This is a genomic window from uncultured Umboniibacter sp., from assembly GCF_947497555.1.
GTDB lineage: Bacteria > Pseudomonadota > Gammaproteobacteria > Pseudomonadales > DSM-25080 > Umboniibacter.
Genome location: NZ_CANMGY010000004.1, coordinates 126,708 through 150,532, shown reverse-complemented (window position 1 = coordinate 150,532; position 23,825 = coordinate 126,708). Strand labels below are relative to the sequence as shown.

At 48.5% G+C, this 23,825-nt stretch carries 20 protein-coding genes; 10 read left to right on the top strand and 10 right to left on the bottom strand.

Translation table 11 applies throughout. From position 1 onward, the window contains the following. Nucleotides 1-14 precede the first annotated feature (14 nt). The 7 genes from mltB to Q0698_RS06755 all read left to right on the top strand — a co-directional run bounded on the left by mltB (nucleotide 15) and on the right by Q0698_RS06755 (nucleotide 7,108). Nucleotides 15-1,001 (top strand): lytic murein transglycosylase B, encoded by a 987-nt coding sequence (mltB, locus tag Q0698_RS06785; protein ID WP_298635031.1) that lies wholly within the window; start codon nucleotides 15-17, stop codon nucleotides 999-1,001. Nucleotides 1,002-1,469: 468 nt separating this feature from the next. Next, nucleotides 1,470-3,269 (top strand): DEAD/DEAH box helicase, encoded by a 1,800-nt coding sequence (locus tag Q0698_RS06780; RefSeq protein ID WP_298635029.1) that lies wholly within the window; start codon nucleotides 1,470-1,472, stop codon nucleotides 3,267-3,269. A 112-nt stretch (nucleotides 3,270-3,381) separates the two neighbouring features. Further along, complete coding sequence (locus tag Q0698_RS06775) at nucleotides 3,382-4,551, top strand: D-alanyl-D-alanine carboxypeptidase family protein (protein WP_298635027.1); 1,170 nt, start codon at nucleotides 3,382-3,384, stop codon at nucleotides 4,549-4,551. Further along, a complete protein-coding gene (locus Q0698_RS06770; protein ID WP_298635025.1) occupies nucleotides 4,551-4,820 on the top strand; it encodes a DUF493 domain-containing protein in 270 nt (89 codons plus the stop codon). The genes Q0698_RS06775 and Q0698_RS06770 overlap by 1 nt, the downstream gene beginning before the upstream one ends. Further along, nucleotides 4,821-5,477: a lipoyl(octanoyl) transferase LipB gene (gene lipB, locus Q0698_RS06765; RefSeq protein ID WP_298635022.1), complete on the top strand. Its 657-nt coding sequence runs from the start codon at nucleotides 4,821-4,823 to the stop codon at nucleotides 5,475-5,477. It abuts the gene before it with no gap. 3 nt (nucleotides 5,478-5,480) lie between these two features. Next, nucleotides 5,481-6,476: a lipoyl synthase gene (gene lipA, locus Q0698_RS06760; protein WP_298635152.1), complete on the top strand. Its 996-nt coding sequence runs from the start codon at nucleotides 5,481-5,483 to the stop codon at nucleotides 6,474-6,476. Further along, nucleotides 6,473-7,108 carry a trimeric intracellular cation channel family protein gene (locus Q0698_RS06755; protein WP_298635020.1) on the top strand — a complete coding sequence of 212 codons (636 nt, stop codon included), beginning with the start codon at nucleotides 6,473-6,475 and terminating at the stop codon, nucleotides 7,106-7,108. Before lipA ends, Q0698_RS06755 begins: the two co-directional genes overlap by 4 nt. 13 nt (nucleotides 7,109-7,121) lie before the next feature. On the opposite strand, the gene msbA is transcribed toward Q0698_RS06755, so the two are convergent. The 6 genes from msbA to gcvP all read right to left on the bottom strand — a co-directional run bounded on the left by msbA (nucleotide 7,122) and on the right by gcvP (nucleotide 16,629). After that, nucleotides 7,122-8,906, bottom strand: a complete 1,785-nt coding sequence (msbA, locus tag Q0698_RS06750) for a lipid A export permease/ATP-binding protein MsbA (protein WP_298635018.1) — start codon at nucleotides 8,904-8,906, stop codon at nucleotides 7,122-7,124. A gap of 82 nt (nucleotides 8,907-8,988) precedes the next feature. Continuing rightward, complete coding sequence (locus tag Q0698_RS06745) at nucleotides 8,989-10,431, bottom strand: sodium:alanine symporter family protein (RefSeq protein ID WP_298635016.1); 1,443 nt, start codon at nucleotides 10,429-10,431, stop codon at nucleotides 8,989-8,991. A gap of 46 nt (nucleotides 10,432-10,477) precedes the next feature. Next, nucleotides 10,478-11,221, bottom strand: a complete 744-nt coding sequence (locus tag Q0698_RS06740; RefSeq protein WP_298635014.1) for a patatin-like phospholipase family protein — start codon at nucleotides 11,219-11,221, stop codon at nucleotides 10,478-10,480. A gap of 3 nt (nucleotides 11,222-11,224) precedes the next feature. Beyond that, the gene (locus tag Q0698_RS06735) at nucleotides 11,225-12,679 is read right to left on the bottom strand and encodes a protein adenylyltransferase SelO family protein (RefSeq protein ID WP_298635012.1); all 1,455 of its coding nucleotides are present in this window, start codon (nucleotides 12,677-12,679) and stop codon (nucleotides 11,225-11,227) included. 547 nt (nucleotides 12,680-13,226) lie between these two features. Next, nucleotides 13,227-13,628 (bottom strand): META domain-containing protein, encoded by a 402-nt coding sequence (locus Q0698_RS06730; protein WP_298635010.1) that lies wholly within the window; start codon nucleotides 13,626-13,628, stop codon nucleotides 13,227-13,229. Between the two features lie 109 nt (nucleotides 13,629-13,737). Continuing rightward, nucleotides 13,738-16,629 carry an aminomethyl-transferring glycine dehydrogenase gene (gene gcvP / locus Q0698_RS06725; RefSeq protein ID WP_298635008.1) on the bottom strand — a complete coding sequence of 964 codons (2,892 nt, stop codon included), beginning with the start codon at nucleotides 16,627-16,629 and terminating at the stop codon, nucleotides 13,738-13,740. Nucleotides 16,630-16,826: 197 nt separating this feature from the next. On the opposite strand from gcvP, the gene Q0698_RS06720 reads away from it, so the two are divergent. Together Q0698_RS06720 and Q0698_RS06715 are read left to right on the top strand one after the other, a co-directional pair. Further along, on the top strand, nucleotides 16,827-17,444 hold the full coding sequence (locus tag Q0698_RS06720) for an XRE family transcriptional regulator (protein WP_298635006.1): 618 nt from the start codon (nucleotides 16,827-16,829) through the stop codon (nucleotides 17,442-17,444). A 76-nt stretch (nucleotides 17,445-17,520) separates the two neighbouring features. After that, entirely contained in the window at nucleotides 17,521-17,958 is a 438-nt protein-coding gene (locus Q0698_RS06715; RefSeq protein WP_298635004.1) for a cytochrome c, read from the top strand. 180 nt (nucleotides 17,959-18,138) lie between these two features. Here the strand turns inward: Q0698_RS06715 and Q0698_RS06710 are convergent, their stop codons facing one another. Further along, entirely contained in the window at nucleotides 18,139-20,262 is a 2,124-nt protein-coding gene (locus Q0698_RS06710) for a prolyl oligopeptidase family serine peptidase (protein ID WP_298635002.1), read from the bottom strand. A gap of 141 nt (nucleotides 20,263-20,403) precedes the next feature. Continuing rightward, nucleotides 20,404-21,078, bottom strand: coding sequence for a cytochrome b/b6 domain-containing protein (locus Q0698_RS06705; protein WP_298635000.1), 675 nt, complete (start codon nucleotides 21,076-21,078; stop codon nucleotides 20,404-20,406). 130 nt (nucleotides 21,079-21,208) lie between these two features. Between Q0698_RS06705 and argF the strand changes: the two genes are divergently transcribed. After that, a complete protein-coding gene (gene argF / locus Q0698_RS06700) occupies nucleotides 21,209-22,210 on the top strand; it encodes an ornithine carbamoyltransferase (protein WP_298634998.1) in 1,002 nt (333 codons plus the stop codon). A gap of 95 nt (nucleotides 22,211-22,305) precedes the next feature. Here argF and holA read toward each other — a convergent pair whose 3' ends face one another. Next, nucleotides 22,306-23,325, bottom strand: a complete 1,020-nt coding sequence (gene holA / locus Q0698_RS06695; RefSeq protein ID WP_298634996.1) for a DNA polymerase III subunit delta — start codon at nucleotides 23,323-23,325, stop codon at nucleotides 22,306-22,308. Further along, on the bottom strand, nucleotides 23,322-23,822 hold the full coding sequence (gene lptE / locus Q0698_RS06690) for an LPS assembly lipoprotein LptE (RefSeq protein WP_298634994.1): 501 nt from the start codon (nucleotides 23,820-23,822) through the stop codon (nucleotides 23,322-23,324). The genes holA and lptE overlap by 4 nt, the downstream gene beginning before the upstream one ends. Nucleotides 23,823-23,825: the final 3 nt, after the last annotated feature.

The window sequence follows — 23,825 nt, the reverse complement described above, 5'->3', positions numbered from 1 at the left end:
GCTTGGAGTTAGATATGAGAAAAATTTTACGTGGTTTAGTAACGGCTTCCCTGTTGGCTAGCTCAAGCCTTGTGGCATATGAGCGTGACGGCGAGTTAGTTGAAGCGTGGATTGCTGAAGTAAGTTCCGAACATGGAATCGATGCGGAGTACCTGCGCAGTTTGATGGCAGAGGCAAGTTATAAACAATCGATTATTGATGCGATCTCGCGTCCAGCCGAGCGCGTGCTCACATGGGAAGAATATCGCAATATCTTTATCGAACAGGCACGCATCGATGGCGGTATTGAGTTCATCGAGCGTAACCTAGAGACATTAAAGCGTATTGAAGCGGAGACGGGTGTTTCCGCTGAGTACATTGTGGCGATCATTGGCGTAGAGACTCGCTACGGAAGAATTATGGGTAATTATCGAGTTATTGATGCACTTTCAACACTCGGTTTTAGCTACCCACGTCGAAGTAGTTTCTTTAAAAAGGAGCTCACCGAGTTTGTGCTGATGATTGAAGAAACCGGTCTTGACCCGTTATCTTTGAAGGGATCCTATGCAGGTGCGATGGGTCTAGGGCAGTTTATTCCGTCAAGCTACCGAGCTTATTCAAAGGATGATACCGGTGACGGAGTTGCCGATCTCTGGGAGAGTGAACAAGATGCTATCGCGAGCGTTGCCAATTATTTCAAGCGCCACGGCTGGAAAGCTGGTGAGCCCGTTTTGGTGAATCTAGCAGCCCCCGAAGGTGCAGAGGAATTCCCGCGTTCTCCGTTACGTTTGGATCGGACCATGGCCGAGGTTGAAGCATTGGGTTACCGTCCTGATGCCGCATTAGCAGCCGATACTAAGGCTCGTATCTTTTACTTTGCCGATAATCCTGACGGAGAGTACATTGCAGGGTTACAGAATTTTTATACGATTACTCGCTACAATCACTCGAGTTACTACGCGCTAGCCGTGCATCAGTTGGCCGAAGTCCTTCGCGAACAATCGATCTTGTCTTCTCAATAGGTATTACAAGCCTAGTCAACATCCCTCATGTGAATGCGCTTGCTATTGTTACTTCACTCGTTACAATGGCGGCGCATGAGGGCAAATAGTCCTCATCCGTGATGACGGACTCCTATTGATGGGGTGTTGAATAAAACTTATTCAGCAAACTCCTCTCTTGTGATCCACACTGTGTGTGTGGGTATCTTTCTAGGAAGCTAGTCGGTTCAAATGCGCTGAGTACAATCTCAGTGTCATGCCAGAGTCCCGTTCTCGCGTAAATATAGGGTTAATCATATCCCTGAGAATGTGGCGGGCAACTTAATTTGCCGATGGAATCTATGTTACTACCGCTAAGGTGGTCTCCTCCTGCGAGCGCTACACGCCTCAAGAACCTTGATTTAAGCCCAATGGCACCGCGGTTGCCATGACCAGATTGCGCTCTTTTCGCGGTAAAGGGTGAGTGCATTGGCACTATTGGAGATTTACATGTCTGAATCGAATATAACATTCGACGAGCTCGGCTTATCTGAGCAACTATTGAAAGAAATCAAATCGCTTGGCTACGAAAAGCCGTCGCCTATTCAAGAGCGCGCTATTCCAGTACTACTGGACGGACGTGATATTTTGGGTCAAGCGCAAACAGGTACCGGTAAAACCGCTGCCTTTGCATTACCTTTAATTGATAATCTTGACCTGAAAGCAGGCCATGTTCAGGTGTTAGTGCTAACACCAACCCGTGAGCTTGCTATCCAAGTTGCAGAAGCCTTCCAGCGTTATGCTGCGTCGATCCGAGGCTTCCGTGTACTACCTATTTACGGCGGTCAGCCAATGAACATTCAGATGCGCGGTATTCAGCGTGGTGCTCAGGTTGTCGTGGGTACGCCAGGTCGAGTCATCGATCACTTGAATCGTGGTAGCCTGAAGTTAAATAAGTTACATGCTTTAGTACTCGATGAAGCAGATGAGATGCTCAATATGGGCTTTCTAGAAGACGTTGAAAAGGTGATGGAATTTTTGCCTGATGAACGTCAGATTGCGCTGTTCTCAGCAACCATGCCAAAGGCCATTGAGTCGGTAGCTAAGAAGTACTTACGTAACCCAGAGCATATCGAAATTGCCGGTGCCAAGCGTGAGAACAAAAATATCAAGCAGTATTCGTGGGTCATGAAGAATGATCGTAAGCGTGATGCACTGACTCGTCTACTTGAGTCTGAAGAATACGATGCGGCAATCATTTTCGTTCGCACCCGTGTTGCTGCAGATGAATTAACCATGATCTTGAACGCTCGTGGCTACCGTTGTTCGGCACTTCAAGGTGACATGGCGCAGAAACAGCGTGAGCAAGCGGTTAATTCCCTTAAGAAAGGTCAGTTGGACATCATTATCGCAACGGATGTTGCCGCGCGTGGCCTTGACGTTGAGCGTATATCACTCGTTATCAACTATGACATTCCGTATGACGTAGAAGCCTATGTTCACCGCATCGGCCGAACTGGTCGTGCTGGACGTGAAGGGACTACCGTGTTGTTCTCTACGCCGCGTGAGCGTCGTATGCAGCAGGCGATTGAACGTCATCTCCAGATTCAAATGCTTCGCTACCAGTTACCAAGCGGCGAAGATATCGCGTCACGCCGTGTACAGCAGCTAGTTGATGACCTTACTAAGGAATTTGAGAAGAACGAGCTCTCTGACTATGAAGCAATTGGTTCGCAACTCTTGTCGCACTTTGAGCTGTCTCCTGAGAAGTTGTTAGCGGCGCTATTGCGTTCGCAGGCGGAGCAGCGTCCATTGCTAGCGCCACCAAAAATTGATTTCAATGCGGGTAGTGATTCAAGCTACTCGGATCGTGGCGGTCGTGATCGCGGTCCTCGTGATCGCGGTCCTCGTGATCGCGGTGGTCGCGGTGATCGGGGTGGTCGTTCTGAGGTCGCATTGGAAGCAGGATTTAAGCGCTATCGCCTAGACGTTGGTCATAACCACCAGGTTAAGCCAGGTAACATTGTTGGCGCTATCGCTAACGAGGGTAACATCAACGCGAAATCTATCGGTAGAGTTCAAATCAATGAAGGTTACACTTTAGTTGACCTTCCTGACGATCTTCCAAAGGAACTTGAGCGTCATCTACAGAACACCCGTGTTTGTGGTCGTCCAATTAAGCTTCGCGAGTGGACGGATAAGCCGGGAGAAGGTCGCGGTGGAAAGCCAGGTGGCCGAGCTCGTCCAGGCGGTAAGCCAAAGGGTCGAGCGAATAGCTCGCGTCCAAGCTCTCCACGTCGTTCGTCTTGAATACGTAGAGATTGCATCTTGGGTGTGACCCCGTAGTTTGCTATGATGACGGAACAATAAGCAGGGCGCGTTTACGCGCCCTCGTTCCGTGATTAATGTAAGGGTTCGCCGAATGAAATTTCGCTCCATAATTACCACTACACTTTTTCTTATTGCTGGCTTCCAATCTGCTTTGGCAGCGCCAGTCATTGTTCCGCGTGCTCCCGATTTAAACGCCTCAAGTTGGATTCTAATTGATGCAACCACAGGACGCATTCTAACCGAAAATAACTCCAATGAGCGTCTTCCTCCTGCCAGTCTGACCAAAATGATGACCGCATATATTGTCTCAAAGGAAGTGAATGAGGGACGTATCAGTGAATCTGACTTAGTGCCGATATCGGTCAATGCTTGGCGCATGGGTGGTTCAAAGATGTTCGTTCGTGAGGGTACGTCAGTACAATTGCTAGAACTGCTTAGAGGCCTAATGATTGTGTCCGGCAATGATGCAACCGTTGCGTTGGCCGAATACGTCGCGGGCTCAGAAACCGCGTTTGCGGATGTGATGAATCAACAGGCGCAGTTGATTGGTATGGAGAATACCAATTTTAAGAATTCTACTGGCTGGCCCGCAGATAATCACTACACCACCGCAGCGGATCTTTCGAAACTAGCGCAACGTCTGATTCAGGATCATCCTGATCACTACCGTATATACTCAGAGCGTCGTTTCTCCTATACCCCGCCAGGCGAAAGTGCAATTTCACAGCCAAATCGTAACTTGCTCTTAGGTCGCGACCCGTCCGTTGATGGTATGAAGACGGGTCATACTCAAGAGGCTGGATATTGCCTCGTGTCTTCGGCGCTTCGCGATGGTACCCGTTTAATTGCGGTAGTAATGGGCACTTCTTCACCGAATGCTCGTGCTACTGAGAGCGCCAATTTACTTCAGTGGGGCTTCCGTTACTTTGAAACTCAAACCGTTCTTGCTGCGGGTCAAAACTTAGAATCTGCTAAAGTTTGGAAGAGCACCATTGATCAGGTTGAACTTACTGTCCCTAACGATCTAACTCTCACACTGAATCGTGGAAGCTTTGATGGTTTAGCGATAGCAGCTCAGGTTAACGATCAGCTAGAAGCACCACTGAGTGCCGGTGATGTAGTCGGCTTTGTTGAAGTTCAATTGGATGGCGAAACGGTTGGCCGTTCGGATATTGTGGTTGCGAATGATGTTCCAGAGGCAGGATTCTTCAAGCGTCTATGGGATTCGATTGTATTATTTTTCACAGGTTTGTTTAGCTAATGGCAGATGAAAAAGACGTAAAAATTGAATTTCCCTGTGAGTACTTTATCAAGGTCATGATGAAGGCTGAGGACGCTACTCGTTCGGATGTTCATGAAATTTTAGCTAAGCACATTGTCAATTATAACGCTAAAGATCACCATACTCGCCCATCGAGTAAGGGAACTTTTGAATCGCTAACGGTTCATTTTTGGGCTGAGAGCGAAGCCCATATCATGACAATGTTTGGTGAACTTAAAGAGCACGACGGCGTGAAGATGGTCCTCTAAGTGAGCACTACGCTTAATATTCGCCATCTAGGATTGGTGGAGTATCACCAGACCTATGAGGCTATGCAGTTGTTCACTGATCAGCGGACTGCAGAAACTGCCGATGAAATTTGGCTACTCGAACACCCACCGGTATTTACTCAGGGTAGGGCAGGCAAAGCAGAACATTTACTATCGATGACTGACATTCCAGTGGTTCAGTCAGATCGAGGTGGTCAGGTTACCTATCACGGGCCTGGGCAACTCACAGCGTATGTCTTAATTGATGTAAAGCGGCGAGGTTCAGGAGTACGTGAGCTCGTCACAACCATTGAGCAAGCCATTGTGAACCTACTGGCTGATTTCGACATTACTGCTGCAGCCAAGGCAGATGCTCCAGGGGTCTATGTGCAGGATGACAAGATCGCCTCGCTGGGCTTAAGGATTCGCAAAGGCTGCAGTTTTCATGGCCTTGCCCTGAATATCGATATGGATATGACACCGTTTTTGCAAATTAATCCCTGTGGCTATAGTGGGTTAAAGATGATTCAGATGAGTGACTTTTGTTCCCAACTTCCGTCGGTAGATGAAGTGGGCTCACAACTGGCTGAAAAGTTCATTCAGCTACTTAATTATCAACAGGTGGAGCATTACCAAGGGCTCCCTGTAGAGGTTTAAATGATGTCCGATGAAAAGTTTATTGATGCCGCTGAGCCGGTAAAACGTACCCGCCGAATTCAAGCCGGTGAGAAGCTTCGTAATGCTGATAAGGTAGAACGCATCCCGGTAAAGGTTATCAATGATGACGTAGAGATTTTGCGCAAGCCTAAGTGGATTCGCGCTAAGGTTCCTGCGGGTAAAGAGGTTGAACGAATTAAGTCGGTATTGCGCGAGCGCAAGCTAGCTTCGGTTTGTGAAGAGGCGTCATGTCCAAACCTAGGTGAATGTTTCACCAACGGCACAGCGACCTTCATGATCATGGGTGAAATTTGTACCCGCCGTTGCCCATTTTGTGATGTTGGCCACGGCAAGCCATTGCCTTTGGATGCGGACGAGCCACGCAACTTAGCGGATGCGATTGCTCACATGCAGTTGCGTTACGTAGTGATAACGTCAGTGGACCGGGATGATCTGCGTGATGGTGGTGCCAACCACTTTGCTGATTGTATTCGTGAAATCAAAGCGCAAACACCTAATGTACAAATTGAAATCCTCACTCCGGACTTCAGAGGTCGGATGGATGTAGCGCTGGATATCCTTGAAGAAACGCCGCCAGACGTTTTCAACCACAATATGGAAACGGTACAGCGCCTCTATCGTGAAGCCCGCCCTGGTGCCAATTACGCTTGGTCGCTCAAGTTGCTCAATGAGTACAAGCAACGTAAAGGTGACTCGGTACTAACTAAATCTGGCTTGATGGTAGGGCTGGGTGAAACCAATGATGAAATTCTCGAGTTGATGCGTGATCTTCGTGCCCACAACGTAGATATGTTAACCATTGGTCAGTATCTCTCACCTTCGCGTGATCATTTGGCGGTGAAACGCTATGTGACCCCAGAGGAGTTTGATATGTTTGCTTCCGAAGGCTACAAAATGGGCTTTAAACACGTTGCCTCGGGGCCACTCGTTCGCTCGTCCTATCATGCGGATAAGCAAGCCAAGGGCGAATTCGCGTGATTGCTGGTGCCGATGTAGAGTGGATTCAAACGCTCGATTACATTGGCACTGCTGTTTTCGCAATCTCTGGCGCGCTTGCTGCGGGCCGGAAACAAATGGATGTCTTTGGCGTTGTCGTACTGGCAATGGTTACCGCTGTAGGCGGTGGAACAATTCGCGATATGATGTTGGACAACGGCGCCGTATTTTGGCTCCATGCCACGGAATATATTTGGATTGTTTCTGGCGCTGCCGCGATAACCATGCTGGTAGAGAAAATTACTCGAGTCTCGAGCTATCGCTGGTTGGAGTTCTTTGATGCGGCTGGGCTAGCAGTTTTTACCATCATCGGCGTTGCTAAGGCACAGGCAAATGGCCTGTCGGTAGAAATATCATTGGTCTTCGGTGTCATGACGGGGACCTTTGGCGGCTTAATACGCGATGTACTGGCTAACGATGTCCCGCATCTATTACGACGCGAGATATACGCAACTGCCTCGCTATCTGGCGGTCTATGTCTGGTCACCTTAGATTACTTCGGCGTTGCACCCTTAACGGCAATCCTTACCGCGATGGCGGTAGTGTTTGGCGTGAGGATGGCAGCACTCTATTTCAAGCTATCTTTACCAGTCTTTAACTATCAGGGGAAGTGAGTTCTTCTAGCGATTAGCTTTGCGAACTCTTCACCAACTGGCAGTAATAGCCATCCTGCTCCAGCAGGCTTTGATGCGTACCCTGTTCAATCACCTTGCCAGCATCCATGACCAGAATTTCATCGGCATCAATGATGGTACTGAGACGGTGGGCCACAACAATGGTAGTACGATTCTCCATGGCGTGGCTGAGCGCATCCTGAATCAGCTTTTCTGACTCGTTGTCCAGCGCTGACGTAGCCTCGTCAAGAATAAGAATGGGCGCGTCCTTGAGTAGCGCTCTAGCGATGGCAATACGCTGTCGCTGACCCCCTGAGAGCATTAAGCCTCCCTCGCCAATATTGGTATCTAAACCATCAGACTGTTCCTGAATAAAATTCCAGGCATTAGCTTTCTTTGCGGCGCTAATAATCGCTTCGCGGCTGTGATTTTCCAGCTCACCGTAGGCAATATTATTGGCTATAGTGTCATTAAATAGCACGACGTTTTGATTAACGAGGGCAATTTGTGAGCGCAGTGCATCCAAGGAGAAATCCTTAATGGATTGACCATCAATCTCAATTTCGCCTTGCCAGTCTTCGTAAAAGCGGAGTAATAGGTTGGTAATGGTGGACTTACCGCTGCCCGAACGACCAACTAGAGCTAAAACCTTACCCGGTTCAACTTTGAAGCTGATATCACTCAGTACCGTTTCAGTCTGGTTATAACTAAAACTCAGGTCCTTCACATTTATGCTGCCACTAAGATGAAGCCCTTCGGGTGAGCCCGTGAGCGCTTCCTGCTCTTGATCAAGTACACTAAATATGGAGTCGCCTGCAGCGATTCCCTTTTGTAAATCCGCATTCACTTCCGAAAGTTGACGGATTGGCTTGGGTAAAATGGCTACCGCGGTCATGTAGGCCATAAGACTGGCAGCTGATGAATTACCTAACGTCTCAGGAGAGAGGATTAGAAATATGACACCACCAATCGCCATCGAAACAATGATTTGCATCACCGGAGTGGAAATTGCCCGAGTGAAGGCGAGTTTAAGATTTTGGGTGGCATTATTTGCGGATGCTTCACTAAAACGCTTGCGCTCACGCGGGATGCCCCCGAAAGCTCGAACGATACGAAACCCCTGGACGGCCTCGGTAGTAACGTGAGTGATATCGCCAGCCGATTCTTGGATGCGAGTGCTATAACGACGGAAGACCTTAGACACAACACTCACGAGTATCGCCAGGACGGGCCCTACTACTAAGAAGGTGAGAGTAAGTTTCCAGTCCTGCCAAATTAAGTAGCTGATGAGGCCAATCACCGTTAAACCTTCACGAACGAGAACTTTTACTGCATTCGTGGCAGCGGACGTGACCTGCTGCGTATTAAAAGTGACTTTAGAGACTGTGTGTCCCGAATTTTCGGCATCTAAGTCTCGACTTTTTAGAACGGTAATTTTATTGAATAAATCAACCCTTAGGTCATGAATTAGGCCTTGGGCAACTCTTTCAATGAAGAAAGTGCCTAAAAATGAGCCAATCCCTCGGATCAAGAAGATACCAACCGCGAGTAGCGGAAGGATAACTTGCCAGGATGGAATGCTATCGCCAAAGATCCACCAGTTACTGATATAAACGGGGACGGGAAGACTATCTAAGGCATTGAGTAACAACTCCATAAGACCGGCAAATGCAGCCTGCGTGGCAGCAAAAACAGCAAAGCCGATGAAGCTAACAATGAATGACCATCGGTATGGAAATGCGTAGCTCAGAAGTCGACGGTAGGTTGTAAAGCCACTAGGTTGATTTTGCTCACTCATTAACGTTATCACCTTAAGCTATCACTAAATGGAGAATATTCACCCGTTCGAGGGGGCATAAATACCCCCTAAACCGTTAATCTTAATAGTCGACCTTGCGGTGAGCCCAAGCTTTTGAATCCGCCTTGTTGTCGAGCTCAGGAAGGCGAGTACGATCGAAGACTGGATCGATACCTGCTTTGAACTGCCTCTCAAAATCAGCGATTACCTTTAGTGCAACACCGCTAAGCATTAGCAAAGCGAAGACGTTAATGATGGCCATTGCGCCCATAGTAAGATCTGCAATCTTCCAAATTGTTTGCAGTTCAACTACCGATCCAAGAATCAAGGTTCCCATTACGAGTACTCTGAATACGAGTACCATACTTTGGTTCTCTCGAATGAAACGCAAATTGGATTCGCCGTAGTAGTAGTTAGCCATGATAGAAGTGAAGGCAAAAAGAATCAGTGCTACCGCAATAATATGGGCTCCTATTGGCCCAATATGGGTAACCAAAGCGGCCTGTGTCAGGGTGATACCCTCTAGCCCTTGGGAGTCCCCTAAATTAATACCGGAAAGCAAAATGATTGACGCGGTTGCGGTACAGATAACAATGGTGTCCGTGAAGACTCCAGCCATTGAAATAAGTCCTTGAGTCACGGGATGCTTAGGGTTAGCTGTCGCTGCTGCGTTAGGGCCCGAGCCCATACCCGCTTCATTCGAAAATAGCCCACGCTTGACGCCTTGTTCAATGGCAACTTTGATGGCGTAGCCGAGCACTCCGGCGCTGGCTTGTTCCAAGCCCATAGCGTGGCTGACAATCAGCTTGATGAGGCCTGGAAGCTCGGAGAGATTCATAGCTACAACCACCAGAGCGACTAATAGATAGCTAATCGCCATAATTGGCACAATTAGTTCCGCTACTTTGGCAATACGCTTGATACCGCCAAAGATGATGAGACCGATGAGTACCGCAAGAACAGTGCCTGTAAGGATTTTCGGTACGCCCCATGCATTCTCTACCGCTGCGGCGACCTGGTTAGCTTGAAGTGCTGAAAAGGCAAAGCCAAAGGAAACAATCAGACATACGGCGAAGGCGATACCTAGACCCTTTGAACCCAATCCTTTTTGAATATAGTATGCCGGGCCACCACGGTAAGTGCCGTCGTCGTTATCGGTTTTATAGACTTGAGCCAGCGTGGTTTCGATGACCGAAGTGGCCATACCTACTACAGCTGTCATCCACATCCAGAAGATTGCGCCTGGGCCACCAACCAGAATTGCACTGGCAACACCAGAAAGGTTACCTGTACCTACTCGCGCAGCCAGAGAGGTTGCAAAGGCTTGGAACGGGGTAATGCCCTGTCGCGTTGTCGATCTGCTTGAGAGCAATGCACGCCAAGCGGTCCCGAAGGCTCGGATCTGAATGAAACGGGTGCGGAAAGTAAAATACAAGCCACCACCAATGAGCAAGTATATAAGTACATAGCTCCAAATGTAGGTGTTGCCAACATCAACAATATCAGTAAACCAAGTGAGATCCATAGTTTGTCCAAGTCCTTTTATCTTTTATTTTCTAACTATAAAGAGTTTAACGGGTTTCTGCGTCAATGTTGAGCACCGATTCATAGGGGCGACTCATTTGTGCTAAAACCGCCCTATAAGCGCGCTGATAGATGACTGAACCCAACGCCAATTTCGTGGGGCCGGAGCGTGGTAGTCCATGAACAGAGAGCCGGGTAGTTCGCTGTCTCTCAGGAAGAGGCACATGGCGGCGCCAAGGGCTTTTCGAAGGAATATGAAGATAGAGTAGATTGCCATTCTCTGGGACCCCAGCAACGCCAGGCCGATCTTTGATGCCCCCGTCCCAGAGTAGATCTCCGCGAACAGCTTGCGGTTGAAATAACAGCGGTATTGCACAGGAAGCAAATACGCCATCAATTAAATCACCACTATTGATCACTTGTGTGGTCCGTGTTTTAGCCGAATATACCGAAACGCTAAAGGGAATCTTCGTCTCCTCGAATGTCCGCTGCGGTACGAGCTGGCGCAAAGTATCTTTAAATCCGTCAGACTTCAATAACCCTAACCCAACCCCAGGTCTCCAGAAATCACTACGCTGAAGTGTCATTAATCGCGTGGCGATGGTTTCATTAGAAAGGCCGCAGGCGAGCAGGCAGCCAATCAGTGCTCCGGCACTAGCACCCGAAATGGAAGTAGGGCGATAGCCTACTTCCCAAAGGGCTGCGCTGACAGCCGCGTGACTATAAAAGCCGAAAAACCCAGACGAGAGGGCGAGGTGCGAAGGTTGTTTTAAATAGTCTTCAAAGGTCATTACTTAGCTCGAACAACTGATACAGATGGATTTAGCCCACCCCGGTGAAGGGCCTGCAAAGCCCTCATAACCCACCACGCTATCATAGGGGTTAGCTAAACAAGTCTTTAATGCCTTGAGAAAACTAAAGTCACCATTCTCAGCCGCCGTGATGGCGCCTTGCGCGAGATAATTGCGGAGGATATAGGCGGGGTTATGACGGTTTATGGTTTCTCGGTGTTGCTCGGGATCGATATCTCCCAGCGCCTCTCGATAACGACCAAGCCAGTTTTTAGCGAGCTCTTGGTGGTGGAAAAATGCTGAAAATTGATCGTCTGAATCTAAGGCGCCTGCTAAGGCTCGATGGGCAAGCGTGTAGTCAACGGATAGCTTGGCAAGCAGTGTTAACCACTCCTCAATTAGACTACTCCTTAATGACTGTGAAACTGCTCCAAGACCAAGCTTGATGGTCATCTCGTTTCGATAGGCCAATTCAAACTGTGAATCAAAGCTACGGACCGCTTTAATTAGGTCGTGATCGTCAATGAGCCCACTAAGAGCCTGAGCTAGGGCAGCAAGGTTCCAGCGCGCGATAGTTGGCTGCTGATCGAAAGCATAGCGGCCAGTATGATCGGAATGATTACAGATAAACTGCGGGTCAAAATCATCGAGAAAGGCGAACGGGCCATAGTCCAGTGTTTCGCCCGCGATGGAAAAATTATCTGTATTCATAACCCCATGGCAAAAGCCAACCGCTTGCCATTTAGCGATCAAAGTCGCGGTTTGCGCCACGATAACCTGGAACCATTTTCGATAGTCACCAGGGGGAATATCAGCGCGATTAAATTGTTGTGAAATACAGTAGTCAGCTAAACATTTTAATTCGTTGGGTTGATTACGGTAATAAAGCCCTTCAAAGTGTCCAAAGCGGATATGTGTCGTAGCTGTTCTAAGAAGTGTGGCGCCGCGCTCTCGTGTTTCGCGATAGACCGACGTTTGGTTAACGGCCATTGCTAAGGCCCCCGTAGTCGGAATGCCCAATCCGCGCATGGCGATACTCGCAAGGTACTCACGAATCGTTGAACGAATCACGGCTCTACCATCACCGCCGCGTGAAAAGGGGGTAACACCCGCCCCTTTCAAGTGAATGTCGATGAGCCCGCGCTCAGTGTTAATTTCGCCTAATAATAGTCCACGACCGTCGCCTAACTGGGGGTTATATTGGCCAAATTGATGACCGGAATAATTCATGGCAACAGGAAGTCGTCGGTCATTAGGCCATTCACAGGCGAGAATCTTAGCTAGGATGGCGGTAACTTCCGCTGAACCTTCTAAATCAATGTTATTAAGTTCTAGCGTATTCACGTCAACGAGTTCGGACCCTTCAACCTGCTGTGGTTGGACGGCTAACGAATAGGTTTCTCCTAGATCCGCGTAATGATGGATAAAGGGAAGGAAGGGTGCTTTGGTCGTTGACACATTTTTTCCTAAAAAAGAGTGAATTGAACGTTAACCGGCTTGAGCGCGCGTCGAACTCATCGTCAGATAATATCATGTGTTCTCCAACACAGCTTGTTATCGTGTTTTAGTTGGAAGACAACGCTCATAGTCTCCTAATTTCACTCGCTTAGCCACTGCTAGCTTATGTCGGTGGAGTTTCTCTAGAGCTTATGGTTTCCTAGGGCTCGAGTTGATTGAGCCATCACGTCAGCCTTTTGATTATGTATCACTCAGCACTCGCTCTGCTTGCCGTGGTGATTAGTAGTGAGGCCTAGGCTAGCAGGTAGACTTAGATATCGCTACGATCATTGGTCAATAACGTTGGCTGAAAGGTACAGGTAATTATCGATGATCGGGATGGGCATTCGATTGAACGATTTGAAAGGTAAAGTGTTGAAATAATCTTTACCTCTCTTCACCGTACCAGTCATTGGTTGGCGTTCAGCTTAATACCTGGCTAATTAATAGCACTTAGCCAAAACACCTGCTAGCACTTGGATAAGCGATTTGTGTAGTTTGCTAACACCTACTGTTGAGAGCGGGAGAGAACCATCGATACCTTCTCACGGGTGTTCTCGAGGATCAGGCGGTCACCATCCATCCTGGCCTCGTTAACTACTGCTAGGACAGCAAAAAAACTGTTCTCTAGCTCGGCAGCGCTTCCTGGGCAGGCCATTTTGGTTGCGGCAGTAGGGCCCACTGCAAAGGTCTCACCGTATGACTCTAAGGTCGCCTGATAGCGATTGCAGCCTCCCGAGCCACTTATGGAGTTACCGGAGAACATAATTGTGGGAGTGTGAAGGCCTTCCCAGCTATTGCCGTTAATAGTCGTAACTTGCCATTCTCCATATTGCTCAAAGACAATACTTTTTGCTGGAACACAGGCAACGATTAATAGTGTTGCTAAAAGGACCAGTATTCGTTTCATCGCTTTACTCTCCACATTGAACTATTTATCAAGTGTAGACTGATTTTGACGCAAAAAAAGAGCGCCATTAGGCGCTCTATTCAGCTTAGTGACCTCACGTCTTGATGACTTAGTCTTCGAGGTAGTGCTCTAGCGGCGGGCAAGAGCAGATCAGGTTACGATCGCCAAAGACGTTATCAATACGGTTTGCCGTTGGCCAAGACTTACCTGCTTTAACAAAATCGGCAGGGTAGGTCGCTTTTTCACGGCTGTACGGACGGTCCCAATCTCCTAGGATATCGGCCTGAGTATGTGGCGCGTTACATAGTGGGTTATTATCCGCAGGATATTCACCGCGACCCACCGCATCCGCTTCGGCACGAATCGTTGCCATAGCGGTAATGAAGTTGTCCAGCTCGACTTTAGATTCAGATTCCGTTGGCTCTATCATTAACGTACCGGCTACTGGAAAGCTCATTGTTGGCGAATGAAAGCCAAAGTCCATCAGGCGCTTGGCAATATCTTCCTCACTCACTCCAGTGGCTTCTTTAAGAGGACGAACATCGATTAGACACTCGTGCGCGACACGGCCACTGGTACCCGTATACAGCACGGGAAAGTGTGGCGTCAGGTGCTTCGCCAGATAGTTGGCACTTAAAATTGCGGTTTCCGTTGCCGCCTTAAGACCTTCGGCACCCATCAATTTAATATACGCCCATGAAATCGGCAGAATACTTGCCGAGCCCCAAGGCGCAGCCGAAATCACGCCATTCTCCATTGAAGTTCCTTCAACCTGCTGAATAGGATGGGCTGCTAGGAACGGCGCTAGATGAGACTTAACACCAATTGGCCCCATGCCTGGACCACCGCCACCGTGCGGAATACAGAAGGTTTTATGTAGGTTGAGGTGGGAAACATCGCCACCGAAATGACCTGGAGCCGCTACACCCACGAGGGCGTTCATGTTTGCGCCATCAACGTAAACCTGGCCGCCGTGCTCGTGAATAAGGTCACAGAGTTCGGTAATAGACTCTTCGAATACGCCGTGCGTTGACGGGTAGGTCACCATGATCGCCGCTAAGTTTTCACTGTGCTGTTCAACCTTGGCACGAAGATCATTCATGTCAACATTACCTTTGTCATCACAGGCGACAACGATTACGCGCATGCTAACCATCTGTGCTGAAGCTGGGTTAGTTCCGTGAGCCGAGGCGGGAATCAAGCAGACGTCACGATGATGGTCGCCACGTGACTCGTGGTATTTCTTGATGGCGATCAGACCAGCGTATTCACCCTGCGAGCCTGCGTTAGGCTGCAAGCTGACGTTATCGTAGCCGGTTGCTTCACACAACATTTTCTCGAGTTCTTCAAAAATCTTCAAATAGCCTTCGGCCTGCTCAATCGGTGCGAAAGGGTGTAAAGCGCCGAATTCTGGCCAAGTTACCGGGATCATTTCCACCGTCGCATTCAGCTTCATGGTACAGGAGCCCAGCGCGATCATGGAATGGTTGAGGGCAATATCACGCTTTTCAAGACGTGCAAGGTAACGCAACATTTCGGTTTCAGAGTGGTAAAGATTAAAGACATCGTGAGTTAGAATTTCATCATCACGAAGCATTGACTCTTGGATGCCTAAGCTACCCTGAGCCATTAACTGAGCATCGAGCTCGGTCCAGTCAATATCAGTATCTTCGCCGGTAAACGCGCCAATCAAGACATCTAAGTCGGCAAGCGTTGTCTTCTCGTGGAATGACAGGCCAATCGCCCCGTCTAGCACGCGAACGTTCATCTCGGCTTCCAGTGCACGATTTATCACGTCATCCGATTTCTCACCAGTTTCAACGGTTAGCGTATCAAACCAGTTCTTGTGACGTAGCTCGAAGCCCTGTGATTCAAGTGCTAGCGCGAACAGGTCGGTGATACGATTGACTCGCTGGGCAATGCGCTTAAGGCCCTTTGGACCATGATAGACCGCATAGAAGCCCGCCATGAGCGCAAGGAGCACCTGTGAGGTACAGATGTTTGAATTTGCCTTTTCACGGCGGATATGCTGCTCACGGGTCTGCATTGCCATACGGAAAGCTTTCTTACCGCGAGTATCAACGGAAACTCCGATAATTCGCCCGGCTGAAGCGCGCTTGTAGGCGTCACGGAAGGCGAAGAACGCTGCGTGTGGACCACCAAAGCCCATTGGCACGCCAAAGCGCTGCGCCGAACCGATAACAATATCAGCACCCAAATCACCTGGAGCTTTCAATAGCACTAAACTTAGGATGTCAGCGGCAACGGTAACTAGGACATCTTTACTGTGAGCGATGTCAATGATGCGCTTAATATCTTCGATGTTACCAGTAGAAGTAGGGTACTGAACTAAGGCACCAAAGCAATCGATGTCGGCTAGCTCTGTTGCAGCGTGCGCCACCACAATTTCAAAACCGAAGTGCTCTGCGCGAGTTTGAATGACAGCAATAGTTTGCGGATGGACATCAGCATCAACGAAGTAAACGTTCGACTTATTTTTGCGAGCAACACGTTTACTCATGCTCATCGCTTCCGCTGCCGCAGTCGCCTCGTCAAGCATTGAGGCATTAGCGAGTTCCATACCAGTTAGGTCGGTGACCATCTGTTGAAAGTTCAAAAGGCCTTCGAGTCGACCTTGAGCGATTTCTGGTTGATACGGAGTGTAGGCAGTGTACCAGCCTGGATTTTCTAGGACATTTCGAAGAATAACGTTTGGAGTTAGCGTATCGTGATAGCCCATGCCAATGAATGACTGGAAGATTTGATTTCGCTGCGCAACATCTTTTAAGTAAGCAAGCGTATCACGTTCCGAAACGGCCTCTGGGAGATCCATTGATTGCTGACGGCGAATTCCGGCAGGAACAGTATCGGCAATCAAGGCTTCAAGCGATTCGCAGCCTAGTTCTGAAAGCATCTGCTGCTGCTGTGTTTCGCTTACGCCAATATGACGTTCAATGAATTCGCCGTGGTGTTCGAGTTCGTGTAGGCTCGGGTTACTCATGTATCACTCCGCAAATGGACCTTTAGACGTTCCGCCAAAAGTTACTAGTATTTTAAGTTTGAACGAATCCTAGCAATCAATGGTTCACAACTCAATGTAAATGTTTCCGATAAGAAACATTGGTTTTGCGCTTGTCTATGGGATAGGAGTAGAATCATTATTAGTAATTTAAATGTTCGAAGATTAAGGGAGTTTTTGTGAGTGAATTATCCGGTGGTGTCCTAGAGCGCACCAAGAATGAAGAAGCGGAGTTCGTCCAGCCACTTGTCTTGGGTGACCGTCTTCGCGAGATTCGTTTGAGCCACAATTTAACCCTTGCGGATGTTGCGGAAATGACCGGTGTGGCACGTTCCACGCTATCAAAAATTGAAAATCAACAACTCTCACCTACTTTTCAAGTCGTTCAACGTTTAGTAGCAGGATTATCGATTGATATTCCTCAGCTATTTCGCACCGCACCAGCTTCGGTGGATGGAGCTGCTCGTAGAACTTGGACTTTGGCGGGAGAGGGACAAGCTCATCCGACTGCCACCTATGAGCACGAATTACTCTGTACTGAGCTGTCACAGCGGAAAATGGTACCGTTTAAGACTACTGTCAGGGCCAGAGGCTTTGACGAATTTGGTGAATGGGTTCGTCACGATGGCGAGGAGTTCCTTTGGGTGTTGAACGGTCCCGTGGCTGTGTATTCCGAGCACTATGAGCCGCTTCAGCTTAATACTGGCGACTGTATGTACTTTGACTCGCGAATGGGGCATGCATTGGTCAGTTGTGGTGAGCATGACGCGGAAGTGCTTTGGGTTGTCGCGCGATAACTGTTAAGACTACCTATTGACCTGTTAGCTTGAGCTCCTAAACTAACTAACTTGATATGATAATAACGAGGCTACTATGAAAAAATCAGTTTTAGCGATCGCGTTGCTTGTAACGGCTCCTGTATTCGCGAATGAAGAAGTTGAACGGACTATTGATTACCGTCAATCAGTCTATTCGGTGGTGGGTAAACAGATGGGTACGCTTGCAGGTATGGCTCGGGGCCGTATTGATTATAACCAGCCAGCGGCTCAATTAGCAGCGGATACTATCGCTCAGCTAGCACTTCTAGCGCCACATACCTTTAGCGATGAAAGTGTGGGTGTCGAGGGGACTGATGCGTTGGCCTCCTATCAAACCGATCGTGCTGATTTTGATGTATTGATGGAAGATTTTCAGGCGGCGAGTGCAACGTTGGCATTAGCGCTAGATGATGCTGCAGAACTACCTCGTAGTGAATTCGGTGCGATGGCGCAAACCTGTAAGGGTTGCCACGATCAGTTCAAAGCAGAATAAGCTATCCTAGTGATTGGCTGAGTCTCGTTTCTTGAACTTATCCGCATAGTGAGACCCTTAATCCAGGCTCATAAAAAAACCGCCTTATTGGCGGTTTTTTATGTTTGGTTTTGGTCGCCGCAGTATTACCCAGCTGTAGGTCATTCTTTCCTATTATCAGCTGGGCATCTCGACTAGCGATTACTCAGCGGATAACTCGGTAACGCCCATGTTGTAGAGGGTGAAACCAAAGATATCAGCATATTGCTCAATCGTTTTGCTAACCGGTGTCCCAGCGCCATGACCTGCGTTAGTCTCAATACGAATTAACACTGGGTTGACGCCGCCTTGCTTAGCTTGAAGCTCCGCCGCAAACTTGAAAGAGTGCGCAGGGACTACTCGGTCGTCATGGTCACCAGTGGTAACTAGTGTGGCCGGGTAGGAAATCCCCTCCTCTACATTATGAACCGGAGAATAAGCTTGCAGGTACTTGAACATTTCCTCACTCTGTTCAGCTGTGCCGTAGTCATATGCCCAGCCTGCACCGGCTGTGAAGGTGTGGTAACGAAGCATATCAAGAACGCCTACTGCTGGGAGTGCAACCTTCATAAGCTCAGGCCGTTGAGTCATCACCGCACCCACTAGTAAGCCACCATTGGAACCACCGCGGATGGCCAAATGATCAGCATCGGCGTAGCCAGCACTATCTAGGTATTCAGCTGCAGCGATGAAGTCATCGAATACATTCTGCTTTTGCAGCTGAGTACCTGCGTCATGCCACTCTTTACCGTACTCACCACCACCACGAAGGTTGGCAACCGCGTAAACACCACCTTGCTCTAACCAAACAGCGTTGGCTACAGAGAAACTTGGTGTCAGAGAGATATTGAATCCACCGTAACCGTAAAGAATCGTTGGGTTAGTTCCATCAAGCTCGATGTCACGTTTATGAGTGATGATCATAGGTACTTCAGTACCGTCCTTGGAGGTATAAAAAACTTGCTCGGAAACATATTGGCTTGAATCGAATTCAATACCTGAAGCTCGGTAAACATCAGACGCTCCCTGATGAGGCTCGAAACTATAGGTTGTTCCAGGAGTGTTGTAGTTAGTGAAGCTGTAATAGATGGTTGTTGCGTCATCTTTAGCTGAGAAACCACCAACACTGCCAAGTCCTGGTAGCTCGATGTCACGAACAAAATTACCTTCATAGTCATACTGTTTAACTTGCGAGATAGCATCAACCATGTATTCCGCAAAGAAATAACCTGACCCCGTAGATGGTGACAAAACGTGCTCGGTCTCGGCGATGAAATCGACCCAGTTTTCAGGCGCAGGATTTGCCGCATCGACGGTTACAATACGCTTGTTTGGGGCATCTAAGTTAGTGACTAAATAAAGCTTAGAACCATCGTTGTCGATAACATAAGTGTCAGAATCTGTGTTATCCAAAATCGTGACCAGTTCTGCGTCAGGATTGCTGAGGTCTAGCATAAATAACTTATTACCCGAAGTAGAAACCGACGCTGAGATGAAGAGGAAACGATTATCATCAGACACGCCACCCCCTACATAGCGGTGCTTTTCAGCTTCAGTGCCACCAAAGATGACGGGATCGCTGCTCTGTTCCGTACCAAGCTGGTGGTAGTAGAGCTTGTGTTGATCTGTTTTTGCCGAAAGTTCACTACCATCTGGCTTGTCGTAGCTTGAATAGTAGAATCCTTCGTTACTCAACCAAGAAATACCGCTGAACTTGACGTCAACAAGCGTATCTTCAATTGGCTGCTTAGTTTCCGCATCAATAACGATAATCTTCCGCCAGTCACTTCCACCTTCGGAAATCGAGTAGGCAACGAGTGAACCATCTTCGGAGAAGCTAACTTGCGCTAATGAAGTGGTGCCGTCTTCACTGAATTCGTTAGGATCTAAGAAGATTTCGGCTTCTGAATCACCCTTTTGGCGCCAGAGTACATACTGGTTTTGTAAGCCATCATTTTGGTACCAGTAGGTGTAGTCGCCCTCGGTGAATGGAGCGCCTACTTTTTCGTAATTCCAGAGCTCGGTAAGACGATCTTTAAGTTGGGCTCGAAATGGAATTTGATTGAGATAGCTGAAGGTAACTTCGTTTTCGGCTTGAACCCAGCTTGCGGTCTCTTCACTCATGTCATCTTCTAGCCAGCGGTAAGGATCCGCTACCTGATGACCAAAATAGGTATCCACTACATCACCTTTCGCGGTAACAGGGTATTCAATCGCACTATCGTTGCTGTTAGCCGTACAGCCAACTACCGCTAGCATGGCTAGGCCAATTGCAGTTTTCTTCATGATTATGATTTCCTATTATTTATATGATCGCCGCTACTCGCAGCGATGGGTTCGAACCAAATGAGGGTAACAAAGCCGATAAAAGTCTACAATTCACCTACGTATAATACCTAAGCTACGCTAAGCCGCATTGTTTGAGGTTTAAGGCGAAATCACCAGGCCGCTTGCAACACCGACTATCAGTCCCGCTAGTGCCAGCGCAGTAATTAGGCCAAAGAGGCTGAAACCTTGAGTAGGCTTGCCGTCGCGACATAGAGATTCGTCCTTGTGACCGGTAATCATTGCGCTGAGGTAGTCCTTCTTCATAAACAATCGATAGCCAATAATCGTGCTGACGTGAACGAGTATTAAACCTTGCAGAGCGGTGAAATTGAGCAGATGCAGTGATGTTAGTGTTGAAACTAAGTCACTAGAGATGCTATCAGACCAGGGCCCACCCACATAGAGAGCGGTATCAAAACTAAACAGTCCGCTGAAGACCTGAAAGGACAGCAACGAAAGCAGTGCTAGCGACATATAACTGCCCCAGAATCCGTGGCTTGATGACTGCGGACGTAATGCTGAGCGGGCTTCCCAAGCGGTTTTAGGATTAAGACTCCATGAACGGAATCGGGCATAGCTTGAGCCCCAAATCCCCCAGCCCACTCTAAATACCAATACGCCGATCAATGCATAGCCACTGCGGTAGTGCCAGTCCACGAGTTCAAAGTTATCTTTAGCTAATTCAGCGGTGATCCAGCTAGTGGCAAATAGGATAGGCAAAAGCCAGTGACTTAGCCTGACCGCTCTATCCCAAATGTAAACACGCGACATCATTTATTCTCCTTGGCAGTAGCACATAAGCAGACGTTGTGAACGTTATAACAAAGTTTTGTGGTGATTGCCTTGCAATTGCCTTTCTCTCTCTTAGTATGAACTATTGGCAACGAATTTTACTAGGTGGAATATGCTAGGTTTACACGGACGCTCGTTTTTGAAATTACTGGATTTTAGCTCGTCAGAAATTAATGATTTGGTGAATTTAGCTGCGGAGCTAAAAGCCGCCAAAAAAGATGGCAGTGAAGTTCAGCATCTATCACGCAAGAATATTGCGCTAATCTTTGAAAAGGATTCCACACGAACACGCTGTGCATTCGAGGTGGCGGCCTTTGATCAGGGCGCTCACGTTACCTTTATTGGTCCACAGGGCGGCCATATGGGCGCTAAAGAAACGGTCGCCGATACAGCTCGCGTACTCGGACGAATGTACGATGGTATTCAGTATCGTGGTCATGGCCAGGCAATTGTCGAGACTCTATCCGATAACGCCGGGGTACCGGTATGGAATGGTCTAACCGATGAATTCCACCCAACCCAGATATTGGCGGATCTACTCACCATTAAAGAGCAGCTGAATCGACCATGGAATGAAGTTACTTTCTGTTACTTGGGTGATGGGCGAAACAACATGGGTAACTCGCTGATGGTCGGCGCTGCGAAGTTGGGCATAGACTTCCGTATTGCGGCCCCAGAAAGCTGCCAACCCGAGGAAAGTTTAGTAGAGGAGTGTCGAGAGCTAGCTAAAGCAAGTGGTGCAGAGATACAGATTTCCAGTGATATCGATGCTATGGTCGCTGACGCCGACGTGATTTATACCGATGTGTGGGTGTCCATGGGTGAGCCCGAATCGGTATGGGATGAACGCGTGCCGTTACTACTCCCTTATCAGGTCAATGACGAATTAATGGCGAAGACTGGTAAGCCGGGAACGATCTTCCTTCACTGCCTGCCAGCCTTCCACAACCCTGAGACCAAAGTGGGTGAGGCAATAGAGCAGCGCTACAATATTGATGCGATGGAAGTAACCGATAGTGTTTTTGAAGGAAGCCAATCCGTAGTTTTTGATCAGGCGGAGAATCGTCTGCATACGATTAAAGCGGTTATGGTGGCGACACTAAGTCAAGATTAGCACTACGAGATGCTAGCCGTGCCTGTCTGGTATGGGTGATCTATAAACAGCGCATCCTGAACGAGCGGAATCCGCGCTGGTCGCAATGCGAGCTATTAGCTTACTTCTTCGGGCATCATGCCGGAGAGTAGCAAGGATAACTTTTCAAGTTGGTGCCACGCGTAATCGGTCTGACTAGTTTTGATAGCTTCATCCGCTGAGGCACAATATTCCAAAGCCATCTTTAGTGATACTGCCGTTAATCGCTTTGCGGCCTCGCGCATTAAGTGAACGCGATTGAAAAATATCCCTAAGCGCTTTAATTCGGCGTCGTTAGCACTGCGTGCTGCCAACAGTTTTTTCACCGCCATGAGCTGACGAATGTTGGCCGCGATAGCACTCAGGACAATGATGGGTTCGGTTCCTTCTCCACGTAGCCCATTTAGCGCTCTAATCGCCGCAGAAATATCGCCTTTGAGCGCATGTTCAATCAGTTGAAAGGCGTCATAGCGGGCGCTATCTGCGGTGGCCTCTAAAATTTTTTCAGCCGTAAGAATACCATCACTATCGAGTAGCTTGAGCGCTGAGATTTCCTGAGACGCGGCCAGAAGATTACCTTCGGTTCGTTGCGCGAGAATGGCTAGTGCGTCATCCTCAATAGCGAGCTGTTCGGATTCGAGTCGTGTTACGATCCATTGCTTGAACTCGTCGGACTTGATCGGCCATATAGGTAGATGGGTAGCGTGTTGTTCAATGCTGTTAAACCACTTTGCTTTGGTAGCACTCGCTTCTACCTTTGTGGTAGATAACACGATGAGTGTTTGATCATCACGCTGCTCAACGAGATAGGCCATAGCGGCTTTAAACTTGTCGTTAAATTTAGCATTGAACTGTATATCGATAAACTTCTGTGAGGCAAAGAGTGACAGGGTACCCACGGAAGCCATGATTGGCTCCCAATCGCTGTTATGCTCCATCACATAGCGTTCGCGTTCTAAATACCCGCTATCTTTAGCCAAACGACGAAGCAGATCGGCACTTTCAATATTGAGTAGCGGTTCGTCACCGCTAATCCAGTAGAGCCCGTGTGGCTGAGCGCGAAACGTTTTCTCTAGCGCCTCACGTTGTATTTTCATTGCGAGAGACTTTTCCCCAAAATCGTCGCTTTTCGGGCAATGGCCTGAGCGAGTTGCTGCTCTAAGCGCTGAATGAGCGATTGTTCTTCCTCCGTCATCGCATCGAGGATGCGTTTGTCGAAGTTGTAGTTACCCGATTGACTCATGCGAGTAGCCGGAGATACTGTCTCACCGTTGGCATCGGTTATCGTCACTTCAGTGGATAGGGTAATGCGATATACACTGGCCTCGCCAATTTGATCGACTGCGACGACGCGTTTTTCCTGCCGAATACGTCCAATCGAAATGGTAAGGGTTTCATTACCATCAACAGCTAGAGCCTTGCTCAGTGTCAACTGCTCACGCAAATCGGCGGCGATGGGATTGTTGACTTGAGAGACTACGCCAACTCGTTCCCCGTCAGTATTTAATGTGGCACTATCGCCGCGCAACTGCCAGCCACAGGCTGACAGCGCAAACGAGAGTACTAACAGGGTAACGATTCGCTCGAGTGCCATAGT

Coding starts and splice junctions, on each gene's coding strand:
- gcvP (WP_298635008.1), bottom strand. CDS start 16,629: ATGAGTAACCCGAGCCTACACGAACTCGAACACCACGGCGAATTCATT.
- holA (WP_298634996.1), bottom strand. CDS start 23,325: ATGAAAATACAACGTGAGGCGCTAGAGAAAACGTTTCGCGCTCAGCCA.
- Q0698_RS06745 (WP_298635016.1), bottom strand. CDS start 10,431: ATGGATCTCACTTGGTTTACTGATATTGTTGATGTTGGCAACACCTAC.
- argF (WP_298634998.1), top strand. CDS start 21,209: ATGCTAGGTTTACACGGACGCTCGTTTTTGAAATTACTGGATTTTAGC.
- Q0698_RS06710 (WP_298635002.1), bottom strand. CDS start 20,262: ATGAAGAAAACTGCAATTGGCCTAGCCATGCTAGCGGTAGTTGGCTGT.
- mltB (WP_298635031.1), top strand. CDS start 15: ATGAGAAAAATTTTACGTGGTTTAGTAACGGCTTCCCTGTTGGCTAGC.
- msbA (WP_298635018.1), bottom strand. CDS start 8,906: ATGAGTGAGCAAAATCAACCTAGTGGCTTTACAACCTACCGTCGACTT.
- Q0698_RS06775 (WP_298635027.1), top strand. CDS start 3,382: ATGAAATTTCGCTCCATAATTACCACTACACTTTTTCTTATTGCTGGC.
- Q0698_RS06705 (WP_298635000.1), bottom strand. CDS start 21,078: ATGATGTCGCGTGTTTACATTTGGGATAGAGCGGTCAGGCTAAGTCAC.
- lptE (WP_298634994.1), bottom strand. CDS start 23,822: ATGGCACTCGAGCGAATCGTTACCCTGTTAGTACTCTCGTTTGCGCTG.
- Q0698_RS06770 (WP_298635025.1), top strand. CDS start 4,551: ATGGCAGATGAAAAAGACGTAAAAATTGAATTTCCCTGTGAGTACTTT.
- Q0698_RS06780 (WP_298635029.1), top strand. CDS start 1,470: ATGTCTGAATCGAATATAACATTCGACGAGCTCGGCTTATCTGAGCAA.
- Q0698_RS06730 (WP_298635010.1), bottom strand. CDS start 13,628: ATGAAACGAATACTGGTCCTTTTAGCAACACTATTAATCGTTGCCTGT.
- Q0698_RS06715 (WP_298635004.1), top strand. CDS start 17,521: ATGAAAAAATCAGTTTTAGCGATCGCGTTGCTTGTAACGGCTCCTGTA.
- lipA (WP_298635152.1), top strand. CDS start 5,481: ATGTCCGATGAAAAGTTTATTGATGCCGCTGAGCCGGTAAAACGTACC.
- Q0698_RS06740 (WP_298635014.1), bottom strand. CDS start 11,221: ATGACCTTTGAAGACTATTTAAAACAACCTTCGCACCTCGCCCTCTCG.